2 protein-coding genes (1 of these 2 cut by a window edge) are annotated in these 23,405 nt (G+C 77.2%); both read right to left on the bottom strand.

The window, feature by feature from the left end; all coding sequences use genetic code 11:
* Window positions 1-10,317: the beginning of an SDR family NAD(P)-dependent oxidoreductase gene (locus tag ACZ3YO_RS12625; RefSeq protein WP_465568485.1), read on the bottom strand. It extends 10,452 nt beyond the left edge of the window; the window shows 10,317 of its 20,769 coding nt (coding positions 1-10,317); the start codon lies at window positions 10,315-10,317; its stop codon lies beyond the left edge, outside the window.
* Window positions 10,314-23,390, bottom strand: a complete 13,077-nt coding sequence (locus ACZ3YO_RS12630; RefSeq protein WP_465568488.1) for an amino acid adenylation domain-containing protein — start codon at window positions 23,388-23,390, stop codon at window positions 10,314-10,316. Before ACZ3YO_RS12630 ends, ACZ3YO_RS12625 begins: the two co-directional genes overlap by 4 nt.
* Window positions 23,391-23,405 lie beyond the last annotated feature (15 nt).

Consider the following 23,405-nt stretch of genomic DNA (forward strand, 5'->3'; position numbering starts at 1 on the left):
GGTCGCCGGGAGCTCGCCGAGGTCGGCGGCGAGCCGTTCGACGATCTCGGCGCCGATCAGCGAGTCGATGCCGAAGGTCTCCAGGGTGTCCCGGTCGGTGAGTTCGTCCTCCTCGCACTTGAGGACCCCGGCGAAGACCCGCTTGAGGTGATCCCGGGCCCGGCGCTCCAGGTCCGCGCCGGCCGGCGCCGCAACCGCCGGCGCCTGCGCCTGCGCCTGAACCACGGGAGCCGGAACCAAGGGCGCCGGCGCACCGGGCGCCGGGGCCCCGGTGAGCGGCATGCCGTGCCCGGCCAGCCGGGCCGGGTCCGCCTTGATGACCAGCGCCTGCCCGGCCCCGCCGGAGAGCACGCGTTCCAGTGCCGAGGCGCCCTCCGCCGGGTCGATGGAGCCGACGCCCAGGGCCGCGAACGAGCGCTGGTGGTGCGCGGTGGCCACGGCACCGACGCTCCCCCAGAAGCCCCAGTTCACCACCGACACCGGGAACGCGCAGCGACTGCGGGCCGACCAGACGCAGGCGTCCTCGAAGGTCGCCGCCGCCGCGTAGTTGGCCTGCCCGGGCGAGGCCACGAAGGAGGCCGCGGAGGAGAAGAAGACGCAGAAGTCCGGCTGCTGCCCGTCGAGTGCTTCGACCAGGGCGGTGGCGCCGGCCGCCTTCGGGGCGAACACCCGGGTGAACTCCACCTCCGTCATCCGGGCGAGCGGGACGTCCCGCAGCTCGCCGGCGGCGTGCAGGACGCCGTGCAGCGCGCCGAAGGAGTCGTGGGCCTCGGCCACCGCGGCCCGGACGGCGTCCGGGTCGGTGACGTCGCCGCGGACGTAGCGGACGTCGCCGCCCAGCCGGGCGATCTCGGCCGCCCGGGCCGTCACCTGCGGGTCGTCGGCCGGCCGGCGGCCGAGCCAGACCAGCCGGGCGCCGTGGACGGCGGCGAGGCGCCGGCTCACGGCACCGCCCAGGCCACCCGTCCCGCCGGCGACCAGGTAGACACCGCCCTTGCGCAGACGCGGACCGGCATCCCCGCTGGCGGCCTCCCCGGGAACGGGCGCGGCGAGCGGCTCGAAGCGGCGCAGGTAGCGGTGCTCGCCGCGCAGGGCCACCACGGGGTGTGTGCCGTCCTCGGCGGCGATCCGCCGGGCGGTGCGGGAGGGGTCGGCGGCGAGGGCGTCCGGCGTGACGTCCACGCAGTTCACCCGCCAGAGCGGGTGTTCGGCCGCCACCGTGCGGGAGAGCCCGACCAGGCCGGCGCCGTGCGGCTGCACCCGGTCGCCGGAGGTGACCGGCAGGACGCCGTGCACGACGAAGGTCGCGGCGAGCGGGCGGGCCGCCTGGCCCACCCGGAGCAGTTGCTTGAGCAGGTAGAACGCGGCCAGGGTGACCGGGTCCCCGCAAGGTGCGGTGTCGGCGGGCTCCGGGACGGCGCCCGCGCGGCCGGCGAGCACGTAGAGCACGTCGAACGGGCCGGGGACGGGTACGGCGCCGCCCAGCGGGATGCGGACCACCTCGTCGTCCGGGTGCAGCGCGGCCAGGGCGTCGGCGAGCGGTCCGTCCCCCTCGGCGTGAGCCAGGGCGACCCGCCTGCCGCCCCCGGCCGGCGGCCGCTCGCCCGGTCCGGCGTCCTCGGACCAGCTCGGCCGGCAGACCAGCAGCGGGTAGTCCGGGGCGGCCGCGGAGCCGGGCGCGGCCACCGCTTCCGGCGCGCCCGGAGCGCGCCCGGGGGCCTGCGCGGCGGGCGGGACCGGGGCCGTGACGGACGCCCGGGAGGAGGTGACGGACGCCGGGGCGGCGACGCCCGCCCGGGCCGTGACGGACGCCGGGGCGGTGGTCCAGTGGCTGGTCCGCGCGAAGGGGTAAGCGGGCAACGGCACGTTGCGGCGCGGCCGGTGGGCGTGCACGGCGGCCCAGTCCACCTCGCGGCCCGCCAGGTAGTCCTCGGCGAGCCGCCGCAGCCGCTCGCCGTGGCCGTCGGTGGCCGGCCGCCCGCCGGCGAGGAACTCCTCGGCCTGTTCGCGCAGTTCGGCCGTGCTCCGGACCACGAAGGCGGCCCGGGCCGGGAAGTGCGCGCGGGAGAGCGCGAGCGTGCGGGCGGTGTCCTCGAGGTCGTGCTGCTCCGTCAGCCACCCGGCCAGCCCGCGGACCCGGTCGCGCAGGGCGCCGTCCGTGCGCGCCGAGACCGGCAGGACGACGGCCTGCCCGGACGGGCCGACGGCGGGCGCGGCCTGCGGCGGCGCCTCGGCCAGCACCACGTGCGCGTTGGTCCCGCTGAAGCCGAAGCTGCTCACCGCGCCGACCCGTCGCCCGGACGGGCCCGGGAGCCACGGCACCGCGGCGGTGGCGACCCGGAACGGCCCGCCGTCGAAGTCGATCACGGGGTTGGCCTGTTCGAAGTTGAGCGACGGCGCGATCATCCCGGCCCGGAGCCCGAGCACCACCTTGATGAATCCGGCGATGCCCGACGCCAGGGTGGTGTGCCCGATGTTGGACTTCACCGAGCCCAGGTAGCAGACGCCGGCCTGCCCGGCCCGGTCGCGGAAGACCCGGGTGAGGGCCTTCACCTCGATCGGGTCGCCCAGTACCGTGCCGGTGCCGTGCGCCTCCACGTACCCGACGTCCTCCGGGGCGAGGCCGGCCCGCCGGTGGACGTCCGCCAGGAGCGCGGCCTGGGAGTCGGCGCTGGGCGCCGTGATGCCGTTGGTCCGGCCGTCGCTGTTGGTGCCGGTGGCCTTGATCACCGCGTACACGGTGTCGCCGTCGGCCAGTGCGCGCTCCAGCGGCTTGAGCACCACGGCGCCGACGCCCTCGCCGAGGACGATGCCGTCGGCCGAGGCGTCGAAGGGGGCGCAGCGCCCGGTGGGCGACAGCATGCCGGTGCGGCTGGTCCAGACGTGCATCCGGGGGGTCAGCATCACCGCGACGCCGCCCGCGACGGCGGTGTCGCAGTCACCGGCGCGGATGGCCGCCACGGCCTGGTGCACGGCCACCAGGGAGGAGGAGCAGGCGGTGTCGATGGCGACGGCCGGGCCTCCGAGGTTGAGGTGGTAGGCGATCCGGGCGGCCAGGATGGAGGGCGAGTTGCCGAGGAACGCCTGACCGGTGCCGTCCTGGCCGTTCTCCTCCAGCAGCCGCAGGTAGTCGCCCGCGCCGGAGCCGACGAACACCCCGCAGCGGGCCCGTTCGGTGCCGGGCAGCGCGTAGCCCGCGTCCTCCAGGGCCGACCACGCCTCCTGGAGGAAGAGCCGCTGCTGGGGGTCCATCAGCTCGGCTTCCATCGGGGAGAGGTGGAAGAAGGAGGCGTCGAACAGGTCGACGTCGTCGAGCAGAGCGGCCCACTTGCTGTAGGTGCGGCCCTCGGCGCGCTGGTCGGGGTCGAAGTGCTCGGCGACGTCCCAGCGTTCGGCGGGGACCTCACGGATGCTGCTGCGGCCGGCGACCAGGTTGGACCAGAAGGTGCTGAGGTCGGGGGCGTCGGGGAAGCGGCCGGACATGCCGATCACCGCGATGTCCACCGGCCCCGCCGGCTCGGGCCGGACGGCGGGCAGGGTGACGAGGGCACCCACGGGCGCGGTCACGGGCGCGCTCACGGGCCGGGCGGCGGACGAGGCGAGGGGCGGGACGGTGGACGGGACGGACGGGACGGACGGGACGGGCCGGACGGCGGGCAGGGTGACGGGCGGGACGGCAGCGGGGCCGGCCGTGGGTGCGGATGCGCCTGCGGGTGCGGTCCTGCCGGGGACCGGGGCGAGGACCACCTGCCCGGGCCCGGCCGGGGGCCTGGGCGTCTCCTGCGGCGTGGCCTGCGGCGCGCCCTGGGGTGCGTCCTCGGACCCCGGAGCCCCCGTGGGGCGGGGCTGCAGCGGGGGCGGTGAGCCGGCCGACCGGCCCTGCGATGGCCCGTCACCGGACCGGTCGGCCGGGGTCTGTGGGGGAACGGCCTGCGCGGCGGCCTGCGGAGCGGCCGGGCGGACGGCAGCGGCGTGCAGGGCACGGCCCCGGGCGGACTCGGCGCCGACGAAGTCGGCCAGCCGGTCCAGCGTCGGGTGGTCGTAGACCGCCACCGAGTCCAGGTCGAGGCCGAAGTGCTGGTTGAGGTCGCGGACGATCTCGACCGCCCCGAGCGAGTCGACGCCCATCTCGCTGAAGGTCAGCCGGGGGTCGATCTCGTCCCGGTCGAGGTACAGATGACCGCAGAGCGTCTCCATGACCACGGCGACGACCTCGGCGCGGTCCGGGCCCTCGGCCTCCGGTGCCGGCTCCGGAGCCGGCACCGGTGCCGCGTCAGGCGCCGGTGCGGGTGTGAGGCGGGGAGCCGAGTCGGGAGCCCGGTCCGGTGGCGGGGCGTCGGCGGGCACCCCCGCGGTGACCGCCGGGGCGGCCGGGGCTGCCGTGACCGGCGGCGCCGCGCTCGCCGGGTGGGCGTAGCCGCGCACCTTCGCGCTGTGCTCGTGCACGCGGCTCACCGCGTCCCGGCCGAGCACGAGGCGGTGCAGTTCGGCCTCGCGGGCCACCACCGTGCCGAGTTCGGCGAGCGTGCGGCCGGCCAGCTCGCGCTTGAGGGCGCGCACCGGCAGGACGGGCTGGGCGGCGATCGCCCGGGCCAGGTCGAGCGCGGCGGGGAGGACCTCGTCCCGCGGCAGGAAGGTGACCTGCGCCCCGCGCCGTTCCAGCTCGGCGCCGCCGAACGGCCTGCCGGTGTAGAACATCTCGGTGGCCAGCGACCGCCCGAACCGCCGTTCCAGCACGTAGGTGGCGCCCATGCCGGGGGTGAAGCCGTACTTGAGGAAGCTGGCCGCGTACGTCCCCTCGCGTGCCATCAGCACCAGGTCGGCGTGCAGGCCGAACATCAGGCCGCCGCCGGCCGCGTGCCCGGACATCGCGGCGATCACCGGGCGGTCGCAGGAGAGCAGGCCCTCGTAGAGGAAGGGCACGTCGGTGAAGCTGCCCCGGCCGCCGGCCAGGCGCTCCAGGGCCTCGGGCGTGCCGCCCATGCTGAACGCCGGACCGCCGCCCGTCAGCACCACGGCCTTGACGCCCTCGTCCGCGCGCAGCTCGGCGAAGGCCGCCTCCAGGCCGCGCACGGTCTCCTCGGTGAACATGTTGGTGTCGCCGTGCATGACCACCAGGGCGATGCCGGGATCGAGGATCCGCAGTTCGACCGCGGGGCCATCGGCCCCTGGGAGGCCCGTCGACGCCACCGTCTGATCCCCCGTCCGCTGTTGTGCCGTCCGTTGCTGTGCCGTCCGCTGTCGCACCCTCGGCTGCTCCGTCTCTGCGTCGGCCCTCCCGGCGCCGGCCGGCTCCTGCGGCGCGCCGCGCCACCGGCCCAGCCAGCAGCTCTCCTCCGTGAGGGGGTGCGTGGGCAGCGGGATCCGCCGGCCGGCGGGTCCGCCTTCGGGGCCGTACGCCTCGTGCCAGGGCACCTCGGCGCCCGCCGCCCAGGCGGCGGCCAGCTCCCTCAGGCGCCCCTGCCTCAGGAGCCGCACGCAGGCCTCGGGCGAGGGCGGTGTCGCCGGGCCGGTGCCCGACTGGTCCGGGGCGCCCGTGACGACGTCGGCGCCTTCGGGCGCCGCGCCGTCCAGGTAGGCGTCCAGGCCCGCCCGCAGGCGGTCGAGCGCGGTGGCCCGGTCGTCCGCGACGACGGCCAGCCGGTGGGGCCGCGCCGTCCGGCCGACCTGCAGGGTGTACGCCACGTCGGCCGGATCGGGGCCGGTGCCGGCGCCGGGTGCAGGCCGGTCGGCGGCCACCAGTTCGGCGATCCGGCGCAGCGAGCCGTCCGGGGCGAGGGCGGCCGGCGGGAGGTCGCAGGCCAGTTCCTGCCCTATCCGGCGGGCCAGCTCCAACAGGCTGGACGGGTCCAGCCCGAGATCACCCAGCCAGGCGTCCGGGTCGATCTGGTCGGTGCGCACGCCGAGCAGGTCGGCGGCGAGCCCGACCAGCGTCCCGGTGGGCGGATCCCCGGCGGCCGCGCCGGTCCCCCCGGCGTGGCCGGGGTCCAGGTGGGCCCGCAGCAGCCGCGCCTGCGTGTGCAGGGCGGCCCGGTTCGGGGCGGAGAGGACGAAGAGCAGCGGCCCGCCGGGGCCGGGCGCCGGCTCGGCGGGGGCCGGGTGCTCCTCCACCACCAGGTGGGCGCCGGCGCCGCCCGCGCCGAACGCACTGATCCCGGCCCGGCGGGGGCCGCCGTCCGCCGGCCCGGTCCACTCCTGGGCCTCGCGCTGGATGCGCAGCGGCGAGCCGGTGAGGTCGAGGTGCGGGTTGGGTTCGTCCGCGTGCAGGGACGGGACGAGCCGGCCGTGGCGCAGTTGCAGCAGCACCTTGGTCAGGCCGGCGATCCCGGCGGCGCTCTCCAGGTGCCCGATGTTGGACTTCACCGATCCCACCGCGCAGCTGCCGGGCGTCGCCGCGCTGCCGGCGAACGCCTGGCGCAGACCCTCGATCTCCACCGGGTCGCCCAGTGACGTCCCCGTGCCGTGGGCCTCGATGCAGCCGATCGTGCGCGGGTCGACGCCGGAGCGCCGAAGGACGGTGCGGATCAGCTCGGCCTGCGAGTGCGGGCTCGGGACGGTGAAGCCGCTGGTGCGCCCGCTGTGGTTGACGGCCGACGCGCGGATCACGCCGTGGATGTGGTCGCCGTCGGCCAGCGCCCGGCGCAGCGGCTTGAGCAGGACCGCGCCGACGCCCTCCCCCGGCACGTAGCCGGTGGCGCCCGCGCCGAAGCTGCGGCAGCGGCCGTCGTCGGAGAGGAACTGGCCCTGCGCCAGCTGGAGGTACTTCTGCGGGTGGACGGTGACGTTCACCCCGCCCGCCAGGGCGAGGGTGCTCTCGCCCCGGCGCAGGCTCTCGACGGCGAGGTGGATCGCCGTCAGGGAGGACGAGCAGGCCGTGTCCACGGCCAGGCTGGGCCCGGTGAGGCCGAAGGTGTAGGAGACGCGGTTGGGGACGGCGGCGTGCAGGGCGGTCGGTGCCACGCCCTGGTCCTCGAACAGCTGGTAGTGGTTCCACATCACGCCGGCGAAGACGCCGACCGTCTCGCCCGCCAGGGTGGGCGCAGGGCGGCCGGCGTCCTCCAGTGCGCGCCAGCAGATGGTCAGGAAGAGCCGTTCCTGGGGGTCCATCCGCTCGGCGTCGCGCCGGGAGATGCCGAAGAACTCGCGGTCGAAGAGGTCCACACCGTCGAGGAACCCGCCCCAGCGGCTGTAGGTGGAGCCGGCCCGGCCGCGTTCGGGGGCGAAGTGGACGCTGTGGTCCCAGCGCTCCTCGGGGACGGGGGTGATGCTGTCCCGGCCCTCGGCGAGGTTCTGCCAGAACACGTCGAGGTCCGGGGCCTGTGGGTAGCGGCCGGCCAGCCCGATGATCGCGACGGCGTCCTCGGTCTCGACGGCGTCCTCGGTCTCGGCGGCGTGCGGGGGCTCGGCCGGCTGCACGCGCTCTGCGGCCGGGGCATCGGGCCGGTCGTGCGTCCCGGCCGGTGCGCCGGCCGGGGCGGCATCGGCGGCCGAAGTGGCACCGCCGGCCGAAGTGGCACCGCCGGCCGGGGCGGCATCCGCGCCGGCGAACGGCGCGGCCACCCGGTCCGGTGCGCCGTGCACCGCCACCGTCGTGCCCCCGGGGCCGGCCAGGACGCGCTCCAGCAGGTCCAGGGCGTCGGCGGTGGGCATCGGCCACGTCCCCCTGGTGCGGCGCGCGTGGTCCAGGGCGTCGGGGGTGAGCCTCATCGCGCCGTCGGCCCACATCGGCCAGCCGATGGCGTAGGTCCGCCCGGGCCGGTCCGCGCGGGCGGCGCGGGCCTCGGCGAAGTGCTCCAGGTAGGCGTTGGCGAAGGCGTAGTCGCTCTGCCCCGGATTGGCCTGGGAGGCGGACAGCGAGGAGTACAGCACGAACAGGTCGAGCCGGTCCCCGGCCGTCGCCCGGTCGAGGTGCACCGCGCCGAGGGCCTTGGGCGCCACCACCGCCGACGGCGCGCCGTCCGGCTTGTTGCGCACCAGCGAGTCCGCGGTGACTCCCGCGGTGTGGAACACGCCGTCCGGCGGACCGAACCGCTCGCGGACGAGGGCGAGCGCCGCCTCGACGTCGGCCCGGCGGGTGACGTCGGCCGTCAGGAAGACGACCTCCGCGCCGGCGGCGCGCCACTCCTCGGCCCGGGCGGCCTGCTCGGCGCTCATCGGGCGGCGGCCGACCAGCGCGATCCGGGCGGCGTGGCGCCTGGCCAGGTGGTCCGCGAGGACGGTGGCCAGGGCTCCGCCGCCGCCGGTCACCACGTAGACGCCGTGGCGCTTCAGCGGCACGGCCGCGTCCGGGCCGGCGGCGGGCAGGGCGGCAGGTGACGCGGCGGGCGCCAGGCCCCGCAGCTCGCGGCGCCCGTCCAGGTGCCGGGACTGCGGCGCCGTCCCGCCGGCGGCGAGCTCGGCCAGCACGGCCTCGGCGACGGCGCCGGCCGTCCAGTGCTGCACGCCGACGCAGCGGCAGGCGAGGGCGGGGGCCTCGGCCGTGACGCACCGGGCGAGTGCGCCGACCGCCAGGTGCTCCGGCGCGCCGCCACCGGCCGGGGCGGGGTGGACGAAGAGGAGCTGCGCTGCCCGGGCCGGACGCCGGCTCAGCACGGAGCGCGCCAGGCGCAGCACGGTCAGGGCCGGGCCGTGCGGGCCGTCGGACGCCGGAGCGGGCTCCGCGGCGGCCGGGACCACCAGGGCGGCCGGGCGGATCCTCCGGGCCTCCAACGCCGACCAGAGCTGGTCCAGTTGGCCGGGGTCGGCCGGGTCGAGGCGGTAGCCGGTGACTCCGGCCTGCTCGAACACCGGCCCGGGGCCGACCGTGACGACCGTGGCGCCGTCGCACCGGGCGGCCAGCTCGGCCGCCAGACCGTCCGGCCCGCCGTCGGGGGCGAAGAGGAGGACGTCGCCCTCGGGCCGGTACCCCGCGGCAGCCGGGGCCGGGGCGGGGTACCAGCGCGGCCGGAAGAGCGCGGTGGCGGACGGCCCGGGTCCGGCGGCGACGGGGGCGGCGGTGACGGCGAAGGGGGCCGCGGCGGCGGACGGCTCCGGTGCGGCGGCGGCCGTCGCGCCCGCGGGGTGGGTCTCGGCGAGGTGGGCGGCGAGGCTGTCGATGTCGGTGAACTCGAACAGGAGCGTGGGGTAGAGCGGGCTGCCGACCGTCTCCTCCAGCAGGGCGCTGATCCGGACCAGGTCGGCGGAGTCCAGGCCGAGCTCGTAGAACCCGGTGCCGCTGCCGACCTCGGCCGGCTCTCGGCCGAGCGCCTCGCCGGCGAGCTGCCGCAGTCGGGCGGTGTAGGCGGCGACGGCCTCGGGCCCGGCCGCCACCGACTCGACCGGGCCGGCTGCGACGGCCGGGCCGGCCGGGGTGGCAGGGCCGACTGCGACGGCCGGGCCGGCCGGGGTGGCCGGTTCGGCCGTCTCCGGTGCCGCCACCGTCGCCCGGGCCGTGGGCTCGTCGAGCAGCCGGGTGATCAGCTCCGGACGGCGGATCCGCTTGCAGGTGAGCGCGCCGAACTCGGCCAACAGGAGGCCCTGTTCGTCGTAGAGGCCGTAGTCGCTGCGGATCACGTCGCCGGAGCCGGCCAGCCGCTCGACGCCGGGCACATAGAGGTGGACCGTCCGTCCGAGCGGCCGGGGCGCCCGGAACCGGTCGATGTAGACCGGGATGAACGGCTCACGGGAGACGGCCTCGGTCTGCCCGTACGCGGCGATGGTGGCGGCGTCGAGCAGTGCGGGGTGCAGGTGGAAGGCTGCCGGGTCGGGCGCTTCGGCACCGGTGGTCAACTCGGCCAGCAGGTAGCCGTCACCGACGTGCAGCAGGCCGTGGCAGGCCATCGCCGGACCGTGCCGGATGTTCTCGTCCCGGGCCCGCGCATACAGCTCGGCCATGTCGTACCGGCGGACGGCGCCGGAGCGCAGGGCGTCGAGGTCGATGGCCGCGGGCGCTGCGGCGACGGCCGGCCGCGCCGGGTCGGTGTCGACGGGTGCGACGTCGAAGCCGAGGAGGGCGGTCAGGTTCTCCCGCCACGGCGAGCCGGGCACGCCGGCCCAGCGGCTGTCGGCCCGCACCGGGCGCTGGCCGGCGGCGTCGGCCGCACCGATGGTGATCCGGATCTCGCGGTCCCGGCCCTCCGTGGTGGCCACCGCCTCGGTGAACAGGATCCGGGTGAGCACGGCCTGTTCGTGGTCGAGGCCCTGGCTGCGCAGGATGCGCAGCAGGATGTCCAGGAACGTCACCCCGGGCATGACCGAGACCCCGTGCACGTGGTGGTTGCGCATGATGAAGTCGGTGGCCGTCAGTACCACCCGGCACTCGATCGGTCGGTCCGTCACGGCCGTGTTCCCCTCTGCCCGAGGCTTTCTGAGATCGCGTCGTCGTCACCGGCGAAGCGGAGGTCGAGGATCGAGGCCACCGGCCCCGAGGAGCCCGGCGGCGGCCCTGGAGGCACCGGCCCGGAAGGCACCGCCTCGGCAGGCACCGGCCCGGGAGGTGCTGCCACGGCAGGCACCGGCCCGGGCGGCGGCCAGGCGTCCGGTTCGCGTTCCAGCCAGAACCGGCGTCGTTTGAGCTCCGGTTGCGGCAGCGGTTCCCGGACGGGCTGGTGGCCTGCCCGCAAGCCCGGGTCGAGCTCGCCGACCACGGCGTGCGCGTTGGTCCCGCCGAGGCCGAACGCGCTGACGCCGGCGATCCGGCGGTGCCCGGTCGCCCAGGCGCAGAGTTCGGTGTTCACCCGGAACGGCGAACCGGCCAGGTCGAAGCGCGGGTTGGGCCGTTCGCAGCCGAGGGTGGGCGGGATCGCCGCGTGCTCCACCGCCAGCAGTGCCTTGATCAGCCCGGCGATCCCGGCCGCACTGAGCAGGTGGCCCAGGTTGGACTTCACGCTGCCGATCGCGCAGCGGCCGGCCTGGGCGGTGCCGTCGGCGAAGGCGTCGGTCAGGGCCCGCAGTTCGATCGGGTCGCCGATCAGGGTGGCTGTGCCGTGCGCCTCGACCATGCCGATCTGCCCGGCCCGCAGACCGGCGTCGGCCAGCGCCCGGCGGACCACGGCGGCCTGGGCCCTGGGGTTGGGCGTGGTCAGGCCCATCGTCCGGCCGTCGTTGTTGACGGCCACCGCGTCGATGACGCCGTGGATGCGGTCGCCGTCGCGCAGCGCCGCGTCGAGGCGCTTCAGCAGCAGCACCCCGCAGCCCTCGCCCGGGACGAAGCCGTCCGCCCGCTCGTCGAAGGTACGGCAGCGGCCGGACGGCGAGAGGGCCCGGGCCGCGCTGAACTCCAGGTAGGGCTCCTCGTCCAGGAGCACCTCCACCGCGCCGGCCAGGGCCAGTTCGGACTCTCCGGCGAGCAGGCTGCGGCAGGCGAGCTGGACGGCGACCAGTGCGGACGAGCAGGCGCTGTCCACCACCATGGCCGGGCCGCGCAGATCGTACTGGTGGGCGACCCGGGCCGCGATGAAGTTCTGGTCGCCGCCGAGCCCGGCCGGGCCGCCCGCCCCGGCCCGGTGCCGGTAGCCGGACATCCGGGCGCCGGCGAAGACTCCGACCTGGCGGCCGGCCAGCTCCTCCTGCGGGTAGCCGGCGTCGCACAGGGCGCTCTCCGCGCCCTCCAGGAAGAGCCGCACCGCCGGGTCGAGGCCGGTGGCCTCCTCCTCGGTCATGCCGAAGTGGTCGGGGTCGAAGTCCTCGATGGCGTCGAGGAAACCGCCCCACCGGCTGATGCTGCGGCCGGGTTCGTAGGACGGGCGGTAGAGGCGCGCGGTGTCCCAGCGGCCGGGCGGGACCTCGGTGACCGCGTCCGCCCCGGTGGCCAGCTGCTCCCAGAAGGCGGCGAGCCCGGGGGCGCCGGGGAAGCGGCACGCCATCCCGACGACGGCGATCCGGTCCGGCCGCCCCCCTGCGACGGGCTCCGCGGCCGTGGGCGGTGCGAACGGCTCGACGGGAGCCGAAGCGGACGGCTCGCCCGAGGCGGTTGGCGCGACCGGAGCGAACGGCTCGACCGGGGCAGGCGGAGCTGCCGGGGCGGGCCCTGCAGACGGTGCAGCCGGTGCAGCCGGGCCGGGCCAGGGCGGAAGCACCCGGGACAGGTGGGCGGCGAGCGCCTGCGGCGTGTCGTGCTCCAGCAGCACCGCGGGTTCGAGCGGACGGCCGGTGCGGCGCTCGATCTCCACCACCAGCTCGCCCAGCATCACCGATTCGACGCCGAGTTCGGAGAAGGACGCGGTCGGTTCGAGCTCCCCGCGCGGGACGCCGGCGACCGTCTCGAACACCTCGGCCAGCCACCCGGGCACCGCGCCCGCCGCGAAGGCCGGGGCGGCAACGCGGTCGGGGGCGGTCTGCTGCGGGGCCCCGGCCACCGGCGGGGCCGCCAGGACGACCGCCGGGCCGTCGGAGGCCATCGCCCAGTCGAGGACGGCGAGCCCGTCGGCGGTGGACAGCTCGCCGAGCCCGGCGGCCCGGGCGGCCGCCCGGGCCTCGTCCCCGGCGGAGCCGTCCGCCCACACCGGCCACTGCACCGCGCGGACCCGGCCGCGGCCGAGCCGCGCCAGCCGGCCGGCCTCGAAGTCCGTGGCGGCGTTGGCCGCCGCGTAGTCGCTCACCCCTGCCGCCAGCCGGGGCAGCGCCGAGGACGCCGAGGAGAAGAGGACGAGAGAGTCCGGCCCGTCCTCGGCGCAGAGCTCCGCGAGGGTCTCCAGCCCGTCCGTCTTCGGCTCCAGCACCTCGCGGATGTCGTCGCACCGCTTGTGGACGAAGGCCGCCGGACCCCGGGAGCCGAGCCCGGCGCAGTGCACCACCCCGGCGATCGGGCCCAGTCCGGTACGGACCTCTGTCAGGAAGGCCGACAGCCGGGCCCGGTCGGAGAGCGCGCCGGTGAACACCAGCACCCGGGCGCCCGCCCGCTCCAGGTCGCGGACCGTGCTCACCGCCTCGGTGGTGACCGCGGGCAGCTCCGGGTCGTCCCAGCGCTCCCGGGGCGGCAGTTCGCGCAGGCAGGCGAGGGCGATCCGGCGGGCGCCGCGGGCCACCAGGTGACGGGCGACCGTCGCCCCGAGACCGCGCGTGCCGCCGGTGACCAGGTAGGTCCGGGCGGGGTCGGCCGTGAACGGTACCGCCGCCGGCGCCTCGACGGTGCTCCACTGCGGGAGCAGCCGTCGGCTGCCCCGGTGGCAGACCTCGGCGGGCGGCTGCCCGGCGGCCCACTCGGCGGCGACCGCCTCGGCCCGGGGCAGGTCGGTGTCCAGGTGGGTCGCGCGGACCCTCGGGTACTCCACGCCGAGCATCCGCACGAACCCGGCGACCCGGGAGCCGGCCGGCGACGGGCGGGCACCCGGGACGTCCTGGAGGCCCTCGGTCACCTGGAGCACCCGCAGTTCGCCGCGGTGGGCGCGGATCAGCTCCTGGAGCAGGGCGATCCGCGCCGTCCACGGGCCCGGGCCGGCGTCCGGCCGGCCCACGTCGGTGAGGTCCAGCACCCCGGCGAGGGCGGGCAGCCCGGCGAGGGCACGCCGTGCGGAGGCCTCGTCGTGGAAGGCCGGCACGCCGTCACCCCGGTCCGCGCCCTCGCGCAGCAGCACGCAGTCGGCCCGGGCGCCGAGCAGCGCGACGGTTCGCGCGGCCAGGGCCTCGCTGCCGGGGCCGGCGAGCACCGCCACCGTGCCGGGCGGGACGGTGCCCGGGGCCGGCTGCGGGCCGGCCGTCCACCGGCGCTCGCGCAACGGGACGGCCACCGTGCTTACCGGGCCGGGCAAGGGCGCCACCACCGGTGCGGCGGTCCGCGGCTCCGTGGGCGGGGTCGCGTCCGGACCGCCGACCGGCTCCGGAAGCCAGCAGCGCCGGCCCGCGAACGGGTAGCCGGGCAGCGCGGCGATCCGGCGTCCGGCGGTCTGCGGCAGGGCCTGCCAGTCCCAGGCCGTCCCGGTGACCCAGCGCCGGGCGAGCTCGGTGAGCTCGTACCCGGCCGGGTCGACGCGCTCGGCGGGCAGGCCCGGCCCGGAGGGGCCGCTCACCCGCCCGCGGAGCTCGGCCGTGCCCCGGCCGGAGGCGAACGCGGCGAGCCGCTCGGCCAGTTCGGCCGGCGAGGAGACCACCAGGGCGAGCCGCTCGCGCAGCTCCTCCCTGCCGACCCGGCTGGTGTGGGCCACATCGGCGAGCTCCGCTGCGCCGTCGGCCGGCACGGGGGTGCTCCGCAGGTGGTCGGCCCACCGGCCGGCGAGCCCGGTCAGCGCCTCCTCGGTGCGTGCGGACAGCAGCACCAGCTGCGGCCCCGCCGGGTCGGCCGCCGCCGCCGTGGCGGGAACCGGCTGCGGGTACTCCTCCACCACGAGGTGGGCGTTGGACCCGCCGGCGCCGAAGGAGCTGACCCCGGCCCGGCGCGGACCACCGGACGGGCGGGGCCAGTCGGCGGCCGAGCGCTGCACCCGGAAGGGCGAGGCCGCCCAGTCGATCGCGGGGTTGAGCTCGTCGGCGTGCAGCGAGGGGACCAGCCGCCCGTGCCGGAGCTGGAGCAACACCTTCGTCAGCCCGGCGATGCCGGCCGCCGCCTCGGCGTGCCCGAGGTTGGACTTGACCGTCCCGATGGCCACCTGGCCCGGGGCCAGGGCGCCGAACGCCTGCTGGAGTCCGGCGATCTCCACCGGGTCGCCGAGCGCGGTGCCGGTGCCGTGCGCCTCCAGGTAGCCGACCGTCCCGGGCTCCACGCCCGAGCGGGCGAGCGCCTCGGCCACCACCCGGCCCTGTGCGGCCGGGTCGGGCACGGTGTAGCCGTTGGTGCGGCCGCCGTGGTTGACGGCCGTGCCCTTGATCACGCCGTGGATCCGGTCCCCGTCCGCGACCGCCCGGGCCAGCGGCTTGAGCAGGACGGCGCCGACCGCCTCGGCGGGCACGAAGCCGTCGCCGCCCGCGCCGAAGGCCCGGCAGCGGTGGTCGGAGGAGGTCATGCCCATCGCCCGTTGCTGCACGAACTTGTTCGGGTGCAGCGAGAGGTTCACCCCGCCGGCCAGGGCCACCTCGCACTCGCCGTCGCGCAGGCTGCGCGCGGCGAGGTGGATCGCCGTCAGCGAGGACGAGCACATGGTGTCGACGGTCAGGCTGGGGCCGTGCGCGTCCAGGAAGTACGAGACCCGGTTGGCGATGCCCGCCGGGGTCGAGCCGGCGGCCACGGGCGCACCGGTGAGGGTGCGTTCGACGCCGAAGTACGGGTACTCGTGGTGCATCGAGCCGACGAAGACACCGATCCGGGGGCCGTGGGCCCGGCGCAGGCGCTCCCTGGGCCAGCCGGCGTCCTCCAGGGTCTCCCACACCACCTCCAGCAGCAGCCGCTCCTGGGGGTCCATCAGGTCGGCGTCGTGCGGGGTGATGCCGAACAGCAGCGGGTCGAAGCGGTCCACCCCGTCCAGAAAGCCGCCCTGCATCAGCTCCTCCCCCGGCCGGCCGGTGCGCCGCCCGGCGGGCAGACCGGTGACGAGGTCCGCGCCGGCCAGCAGCTGTTCCCAGAGCGCCTGCACGGTGGCCGCGCCCGGGTAGCGGCCGGCGAGGCCGATCACGGCGAGGTCGTCCCCGGCCGCGGCGCCGGGTGCCGGGCCCGACGCGGCCCCGGCGGCGGGAGCGGGGGCGGCGAGCGCGGCGACGCTGCGGGCGACACCGGCCAGGTCGCGCTGTTCGAACAGGAGGGTGGCCGAGGTGATCCCGAACTCCGCGCGGAGGTCGGCGTTGAGCCGTGCCACCAGGAAGGAGGTGAGGCCGTACTGGTCCAGCGGCGTGTGCGGGTCGATCGAGGCCTGCGGCAGGCCGGACACCTGGGCGTAGAGCTCCACCAGGCGCCGTTCGACACGGGCGACGTCCTCGCCGGACGGCGCCGGCCGGTCCGCGGCTGCGGGTGCGGCGGGCATGGCGGGTGCCGGGGCCGCGCCGGCCTCCCGGGCGACCGGCGCGACCGGCGCGACCGGGAACGGCTCGGTGGGCAGCGGCACCCGGCGGGCCGGCACCGCCCACTGCGCGGGCCAGTCCACCTCCGCGCCCGCCAACCAGGCGGCGCCGGGTCCGTCGGAGGGCACGGCGGGCCGACCGCCCGCCAGGTGGTGCGCGAGCGCGGCCCGCAGCGCGGGCAGGCCATCGGCGCAGTCGAGGACGAGCCGGTGCGCGTGGTGGGTGCGGCCGGTCTGCAGCGTGTACGCGAGGTCGGCCGGGTCGGGGTCGGTGGTGCGCAGCCGCTCGGCCAGGCGGGCCGCCGCGCCGCGCAGGGCGGCCTCGTCGCGCCCGGAGAGCACCGCCAGCAGCGGACCGCGCGGGGTGTCGCCGCCAGCCGGGGAGAGTTCCGCGGCCGTCGCCGGGCGGACGACCGCGTGGCCGAGCGAGCCGGTCGCCCCCGCCGCGTTGACCAGGGCTCGCAGAGGCGCTGCGCCTTCGGGTGCGGGCCAGGGCAGCCGGCGGTCGGCGAGCCGGACCGGCAGGGCGTCCCAGTCGACCAGGCGGCTGAGCTGCTCGGCGGTGGGCGTCGGGGCGATGGTGCGGTGGCGCAGCTGGAGCAGGACCTTGGTGAGCTGGGCCAGTCCGGAGGCGGCCTCCAGGTGGCCGATGGCGGGCTTGAGCGTGCCGAGCAGCACGGGACCGCCCGGGCGGTCCCGGAAGAGCCCGCCGAGCGCCTCCACCTCGGCCGCGTCGGCGAACGCGGCCCCGGTGGCCGCGCATTCGACGTAGGCGACCTCCTCGGTGGTGACCCCGGCCCGGTCCAGCGCGCGAGCCATCGACTCCTGGAAGGCGGCCACGTCGGGGGCGCCGAAGCGGTGGGAGCCGCCGGCGAAGTCGATCCAGCTGCCCTCGACCACCCCGTGCAGGTGGTCGCCGTCGCGGCGCGCGTCCTCGACCCGGCGCAGGAGCAGCGCGCCCACGCCTTCCCCGGGGGACCAGCCGCTCGCGGCGGCGTCGAAGGCGCCCCGCACGCCCTCGGGGGCGACCAGTCCCAGGCCCGCCAGCAGCGCCGTGTGGTACGGGTGCGCGACCAGGTTGGCCGCGCCGACCACGGCGGCGTCACAGTCACCCCGGTGCAGGGCCTCCACGGCCAGGTGCAGGGCGGTGAGCGAGGAGGAACAGGAGGTGTTGACGGCGACGCTGGGCCCGCGGAACCCGAAGAGGTGCGAGATGCGGTTGGGGATGTCGGCGGCGACGGCCGACACCTCGGCGCGCCCGGTGCGCTCCCAGCGCGCGGCGCCGACGTGCTGGTGGTCGTTCCACATGGTCGCCACGTAGACGCCGACCCTGGGGGCGGCCCGGCGCAGCGAGTCCGCGGTGTGCCCGGCGTCCTCCAGGCACTGGTGCACCGCGTGCAGCAGCTGGCGCAGCTGCGGGTCGAGAGTGCCGGCCTCGGCGGGCGAGAGCCGGAACAGGGCGTGGTCGAAGCCGTCGATGTCGTCGAGGTAGCCGCCGGGGACGCTGCCGGTGTCGGCGGCGCGGGCGGGGGGCGCGGCGGCGATCGAACGGCGGCCGTCGAGGAGGTTATGCCAGAGCTCCTCGGGCGAGCCGGCCTGCGGGTAGCGGCCGGCGAGGCCGATCACGGCGGCGGGGGTGACACCGGCGCGCCGCCCGGCCGGGACCGCCAGCTCGGCCGGCGCGGCGGCGGCCACCGGCACGGGCCCGGGTCCCATGAGCGGCGCGGCGGCGGGCAGGTCGGCGGCCAGGCCGCCGAGGAAGGACTGCAGGAACTGCTGGCCGTCGTCCAGCCGCAGTTCGGCGCGGACCCGGTCGAAGGCCACGCTCCCGATCGGGCACAGGCCGACCCCGGTCTCCTGTTGGGCCTCCATCAGGAGCTGTCCGACGTAGCCGGCCTCCAGCAGCAGGAAGCGGCCCGCGTCCGCGCCGTAGAGCGGCGCGATGCCCCGGGGCTGGCCGATCAGGTAGAGCTCGAACGCCGCCTGGTCGAACAGCGGCCGGTTGTAGAAGAAGTGCGCGGAGCGGTCGAGTGCGGGGGCCGGGTTGACCAGGCGCAGCGCGGGCGCGACCGGGTCGTGGTAGTAGACGCCGCCGGGCAGCGACTCGACGGCGCCGGGGCGCACGTACAGGTAGGTCTGGACGGCGTAGGTGTCACCGGCCGAGGGGTAACCGCGCCGCTCGCGGCCGTCCGCCTCGCTCGCGCGCAGGCGGTCGAGCAGCGCGCAGAGGTGGGCGAACGGCAGCGGACCGGGGCCGAACTCCCGCCGGCTGGCGCGGGCGAGGTGGCGCTCGGCGGGGGCGTCGGGGGCGGGCAGCGGCACGGCGGGCTCGGCCGGCGAGGGCGGGCGCAGGTTCCAGCGGCCGTCCTTGAAGGCGGCGCGTTCCTCGGGCGAGAGCACGTCCACGGACTGCGGAGCCGCCGCGGGTACCGGTGCGGGGGCGGCGGGTTCGGGAGCCGGCTCGGGCACGGCGTACGGGGCGGGAGCCGGCTCGGGCACGGCGTACGGGGCGGGAGCCGGCTCGGGCACAACGTACGGGGCGGGCTCGGGCACGGCTTGCGCGGCGGCTTGCGGGGCAGGCCCGGCCGGGGCCTGCGGGGCGGGCGCCGGGGCGGCGCCGAGTTCGCGGGCGAGCCGGTCGGCGATCCCGGCCGCCGTCGGGGTGTCCAGCAGTGCGCTGACCGGGATCCGCACCCCGTGCCGCTGCTGGAGGGTCCGGGAGATCCTGACCATCGTGAACGAGGTCGCACCCTGGTCCCAGAGGTCCTGCTCGGGGTCGACCGGCAGGCCGTCGAGCAGCCCGGAGGCGATCTGCGCGATCTCCTCGGCGAGCCCGGCGGCGGACGCCGACGCGGCGGGGGCGGGAGGAGCGGCGGGAGGAGCGGCGGGTGCGGGGACGGGACCTGGGGCGGCAACAGGAACGAGGGCCGCGACGGGGGCGGCGGCCGGCAGCGGCCAGGGCAGCGCGGCCCGGTCCAGCTTGCCGTTGGCGGTCGCCGGGAAGGTGTCCAGGAAGACCAGGTGGTTGGGGACCATGTAGTCCGGCAGGGCCAGCGCGGCGTACGCCCGCAGCTCGGACGTCGACGGCGGGTCACCGGCGGCCAGCAGGTAGCCGACGACCTTCTGGTCCCCGGAGGCGCTCGGGCGCACCAGCACCACGGCCTCCCGGACGGCGGGGTGGCTGCGCAGCCGGTGCTCGATCTCGCCCAGCTCGACCCGGTGCCCGCGGATCTTGACCTGGGTGTCGGCCCGGCCGAGGAAGGTCATCACCCCGTCCGGGCCGAAGGCCGCGCGGTCGCCGGTGCGGTACATCCGCTGCCCCTGGCGCGCCACGAACGGGTCGGGCAGAAAGCGCTCCTCGGTGAGCTCCGGCCGGTTCTGGTAGCCGAGCGCCAGGCAGTCCCCGCCGATGTAGAGGTCGCCCTCGGTGCCGATCGGGCAGGGCTCCAGCCGCTCGTCCAGGACGTAGTACCGCGCGTTGTCGATCGGCCGGCCGTACGGGATGCTCCGCCAGGCCGGGTCGACGGTGCCGATCCGGTGGTAGTTGGACCAGACGGTCGCCTCGGTGGCGCCGCCCAGGCTGACCAGTTCGGCGCGGGTGAAGACCGCCCGCAGCTGGTCGGGCAGCGACAGCGGGGTGTAGTCGCCGCTGAGGAAGACCAGCCGCAGGTCGTCCGTACCCCTCGGGCCGCCGGTGCCGTCGCCGGCCGTGGCGGGCAGCAGCGGCATCAGCTGGGCGAGCGTGGTGGGCGCCGAGTTCCAGAAGGTGATCGGCTGCTCCAGCAGCAGGTCGAGCAGCAGCGCCGGGTCCTTCTGCTGGGCCTCGTCGGCGATGTAGACGGCGGCGCCGCTGCCGAGCAGGCCGAAGATGTCGAACACCGAGAGGTCGAAGCCGAGCGAGGTGACCATCAGTCCGAGGTCACCGGGCCCCAGGCCGAACGTGCGCCGGCACCAGTGCAGCAGGTTGGCCACCGGGCGGTGCGAGACCGCGACGCCCTTGGGCCGACCGGTGCTGCCCGAGGTGAAGATGACGTACGCGGTGCCGTCCAGGTGGGCGGTCGGCCGGGGCGCGGTGGCGGCGGGGACGATGTCGTGGTCGATCTCCAGCACCCGGACGCCGTCCGGGAGGGCGAGCGGCCCGGTGTCCGCAGTGGTGAGCAGCAGGGTGGCACCGGTGTCCGCGAGCATGCCGGCGGTCCGCTCGGCGGGGGCGGTGGGTTCGACGGGCAGGTAGGCGGCGCCCGCCTTGAGGATGCCGAGGACGGCGGCTACCAGGGCCGGGCCGCGCCGGGCGCCGATCGCCACCACCTGGCCGGTGTCGACGCCGAGCGCGCGGAGGCGGTGGGCGATGCCGTTGGCCCAGCGGTCGAGTTCGCGGTGGCTTACGGTGCCGCCGGGGTGCAGCACGGCGGGCGCGTCCGGGGTGCGCCGGGCCTGGTCCTCGACGTAGAGGTGGACGGGGCGTTCGTCGGGGACGGGCACGGCGGTGTCGTTCCAGGTGTGCAGCACCAGCTCCCGCTCCTGGGCGCTGAGCGCCCGGGCCGGGGCGGGCTCCGGCCCGGCCGCCGGCTCGACCGACGGACCGGTAGCGGAGGCCGGCCCCGTCGCGGAGGCCGGCCCTGTCGCCGTGGCCGACCCCGTCGCGGAAGCCGTGGGAGGGGCCGCCGTGAGGGCCTCGCCGAGGCCGGCCAGCAGGTGCCGGTAGGCCGCGAACATGGCCTCCAGGTCGGCGGGGGCGAAGTCCCCCGGCACCGCGTCCCAGTGGTACTGCAGTTCGTCGCCGTCCTCGACGCAGATGCTGTCCAGGCTCACGTCCGGGGTGTAGGTCATCCACCGCGCGGTGCGTGCCCCGGGCGGTGGCGCGTGTTCGGTGAGTTCGAGCAGGCCGGTGTGGACGACGGGGAAGGCCAGGCCCGCGCCGGCCCGCTCCCGCATGACCACGCGGCGCAGTTCGGCGAGCCCGTCGGCGCCGGCGCCGAGCGTGTCGTCCCGGTCCATCCGCGCCTGGTGGGCGGCGGCCCGCTCGGCGAGCGGGAGTGCGGCCGGCCCGTGGTCGAGCCAGCTGAGCCGGGTGTGCTCGCCCGGGCGGCGGTGTTCGTCGTCAGGGTGCCAGCGGGCGGCGACCACCGTGAAGTCGCCGTCCACCCGGGTCGCCAGAGCCTCCGTGAGGACGGCGAGCAGCGCGGCGTCGGGGCTCAGGCCGCGGCTCTCGGCGGCCGCCCGGGTGCGCCGCCAGCCGGTCAGGACGCCGGAGTGGCGGATCCGGCGGCGGTCGGCTCCCCCGGCCGGGACCGGGCCGGCGGGCAGCGCGGCGAAGCGCTCGCGCCAGTAGGCGACGGCGGCCTGGTCCGGTGCCGCGGTTTCGGCGGCGGGGGCCGGCTGGGCGGGCCGGGCTGCGGGCCGGCCCGCGTATCCGGCGACCAGCTCGCGCAGCAGCAGGTGGAGGCTGCGGCCGTCGACGACGGCCAGGTCGATGGCGCAGTGCAGGGTCGCCCGGCCCGTCGCGGCCCGGGTCACCCGGAGGTCGAACTGCGGCCAGCGGCCGAGCGCGAAGGCCGTCCCGGCCATCCGGTCGCGCAGCGCGTCCACCACGTCCCCGCCGTCGGGGCCTCCGGGGCTGCTGCCAGAACTGTCGGGGCCGTCGGTGCCGTCCGCGGGGAGGTCAATGACCGGGATCCGGCGGCGCGGGCCCGCTGTGCGGCGCACCCGCAGTTCGCCGTCGGAGGACAGGTGACTGCGCAGCACGTCGTACCGCTCGGTCATGGCGTGCCAGGTGTCCTCCAGCCGGCCGATGTCCACCTGGTCGAGCTCGAAGGCGTGATAGACCTGACAGCCGTCCCAGGGGGCGGCGCCCTGGGCGCGGGCCACGTAGTACGCCTGCTGGAGCTGGTTGAGCGGCCGGGACTCCTCGTCGGTGCCGGCGCCGCAGGCCAGGTCGCGCAGGGTGTTGCCGAGGGCGGTGAAGAGGGTGTCGGCGGCGCCCGGGGCGAGCAGGGTGTCGGCGACGTCCCAGCGGTAGTGCAGGGCGCCGCCCGTCTCCCACATCTGGTGTTCGAGCGCGATGCCGGCGGTTCGGCCGGCCGCGTGCGTCAGGTGGGCGGAGAGGCCGTCCGGCGTGCCGGTGCCGGTGTCCAGCAGGCTGGTGAAGACGACCGGCAGCGCGGCCGGCGGCGCCGACCTGTCGCGGGCGCGCAGCTCGCGCAGGACCTCCACCCCGGAGACGCCGGTGTGGGCGAGGTCCGCCCAGAGCCGGTCGTGCAGGGCGCGGGCGGCGTCGTCGAAGGAGTGGTCGGGCTGTGGCGTGACGGCCAGCAGCGCGGTGGAGGTGAACGGGCCGACGAGCTGCTCGGTGCCGGCCGGCAGCCGGACCCGGTCGGTGGTGGTCAGCACCAGGGTGAACGGCCTGCCGGGGGCGTCGGCGGCCAGGACCTCGGCGAAGGCGGTGAGCACCAGCGCCGTGGGCGACACCCCCAGGCGCGCCGCGTGCGCCTTGAGGGCGTTCCACTGGGCCGGGGTCAGGGCCGCGCCGAGCGAGCGGCGCGGGTGGCCGCCGGGGCGGGCCTGCGGCCGGACCAGGGCGGCCGCGGGGGCGGCCGTCGCCCCGGCGAGGCTGGCGCACCAGTGGTCCAGGTCGGCCTGGTGGGCGGGGGTGGAACGCCGCCCGTACAGGGCCAGGACGGCCTCGCGCAGCGGTACGGCCGGGGCGGGCAGCGAGTGGCCGGGCTGCTGGTAGCACTGCCACCAGTGGTCCAGCAGCACGTGGAGGCCCTGGCCGTCGGTCAGCATGGCGTCGATGTCCAGGTGGACCACGCCGACGCCGTCGGGGCCGAGCGACACCTCGACGTGGTGCGGCTGCCAGCCGGTGTCCCGCTGCCAGGCCGGGTCCGCCAGCCGGTCGCGGACGGCGCCCAGGTGGTCGGCGAAGGCCTGCGGGGCGGCGGTCGTCAGGTCGTGCACCGGGACGGCCGGGTGCACCGCGGCGGCGATCCGCTGGCGGCCGTCCTCGTCGACCAGGATGCGCAGCATGTCGTGGTGGGCCACCACGCGCTGCCAGGCCTCCGTCAGCCGTGCCGGGTCGAGTGCGGGCGGCGCGAACTCGCGGTAGATCCGGCAGCCGACCGGGTCGGTGCCGAGGTCCGGGTCACGGCCGACCAGGTAGGCCTGCTGGACGGGGGTGAGCGGGAACGGTTCGTCGTGCCCCGGCGTGCCGGGGGCGGCGGCCGGCACCGGCCGCTGGCCGCCGTCGGCCTCATCCGTCAACTCGTCGATCCTGTCGATGAGTTGCCGGGTCGTGGCACCACCGCCGATCCAGTCGACCGCGATCTTCACCCCGCACGCGGCCTCGATGCCGATGGCCAGGCGGGTCGCCGCGAGCGAGGCGAGCCCGTGCTCGCGCAGCGGCAGGTCGGGGGCGGGCCGTGGTGCTCCGGCGGGCCCGACCTCATCGACGAGACGGGTGACCGCTGCGGCGATCTCGTCGCGGTTCAATGGGTTCCTCCTTGA

The organism is Kitasatospora sp. NPDC022785, from assembly GCF_055561295.1.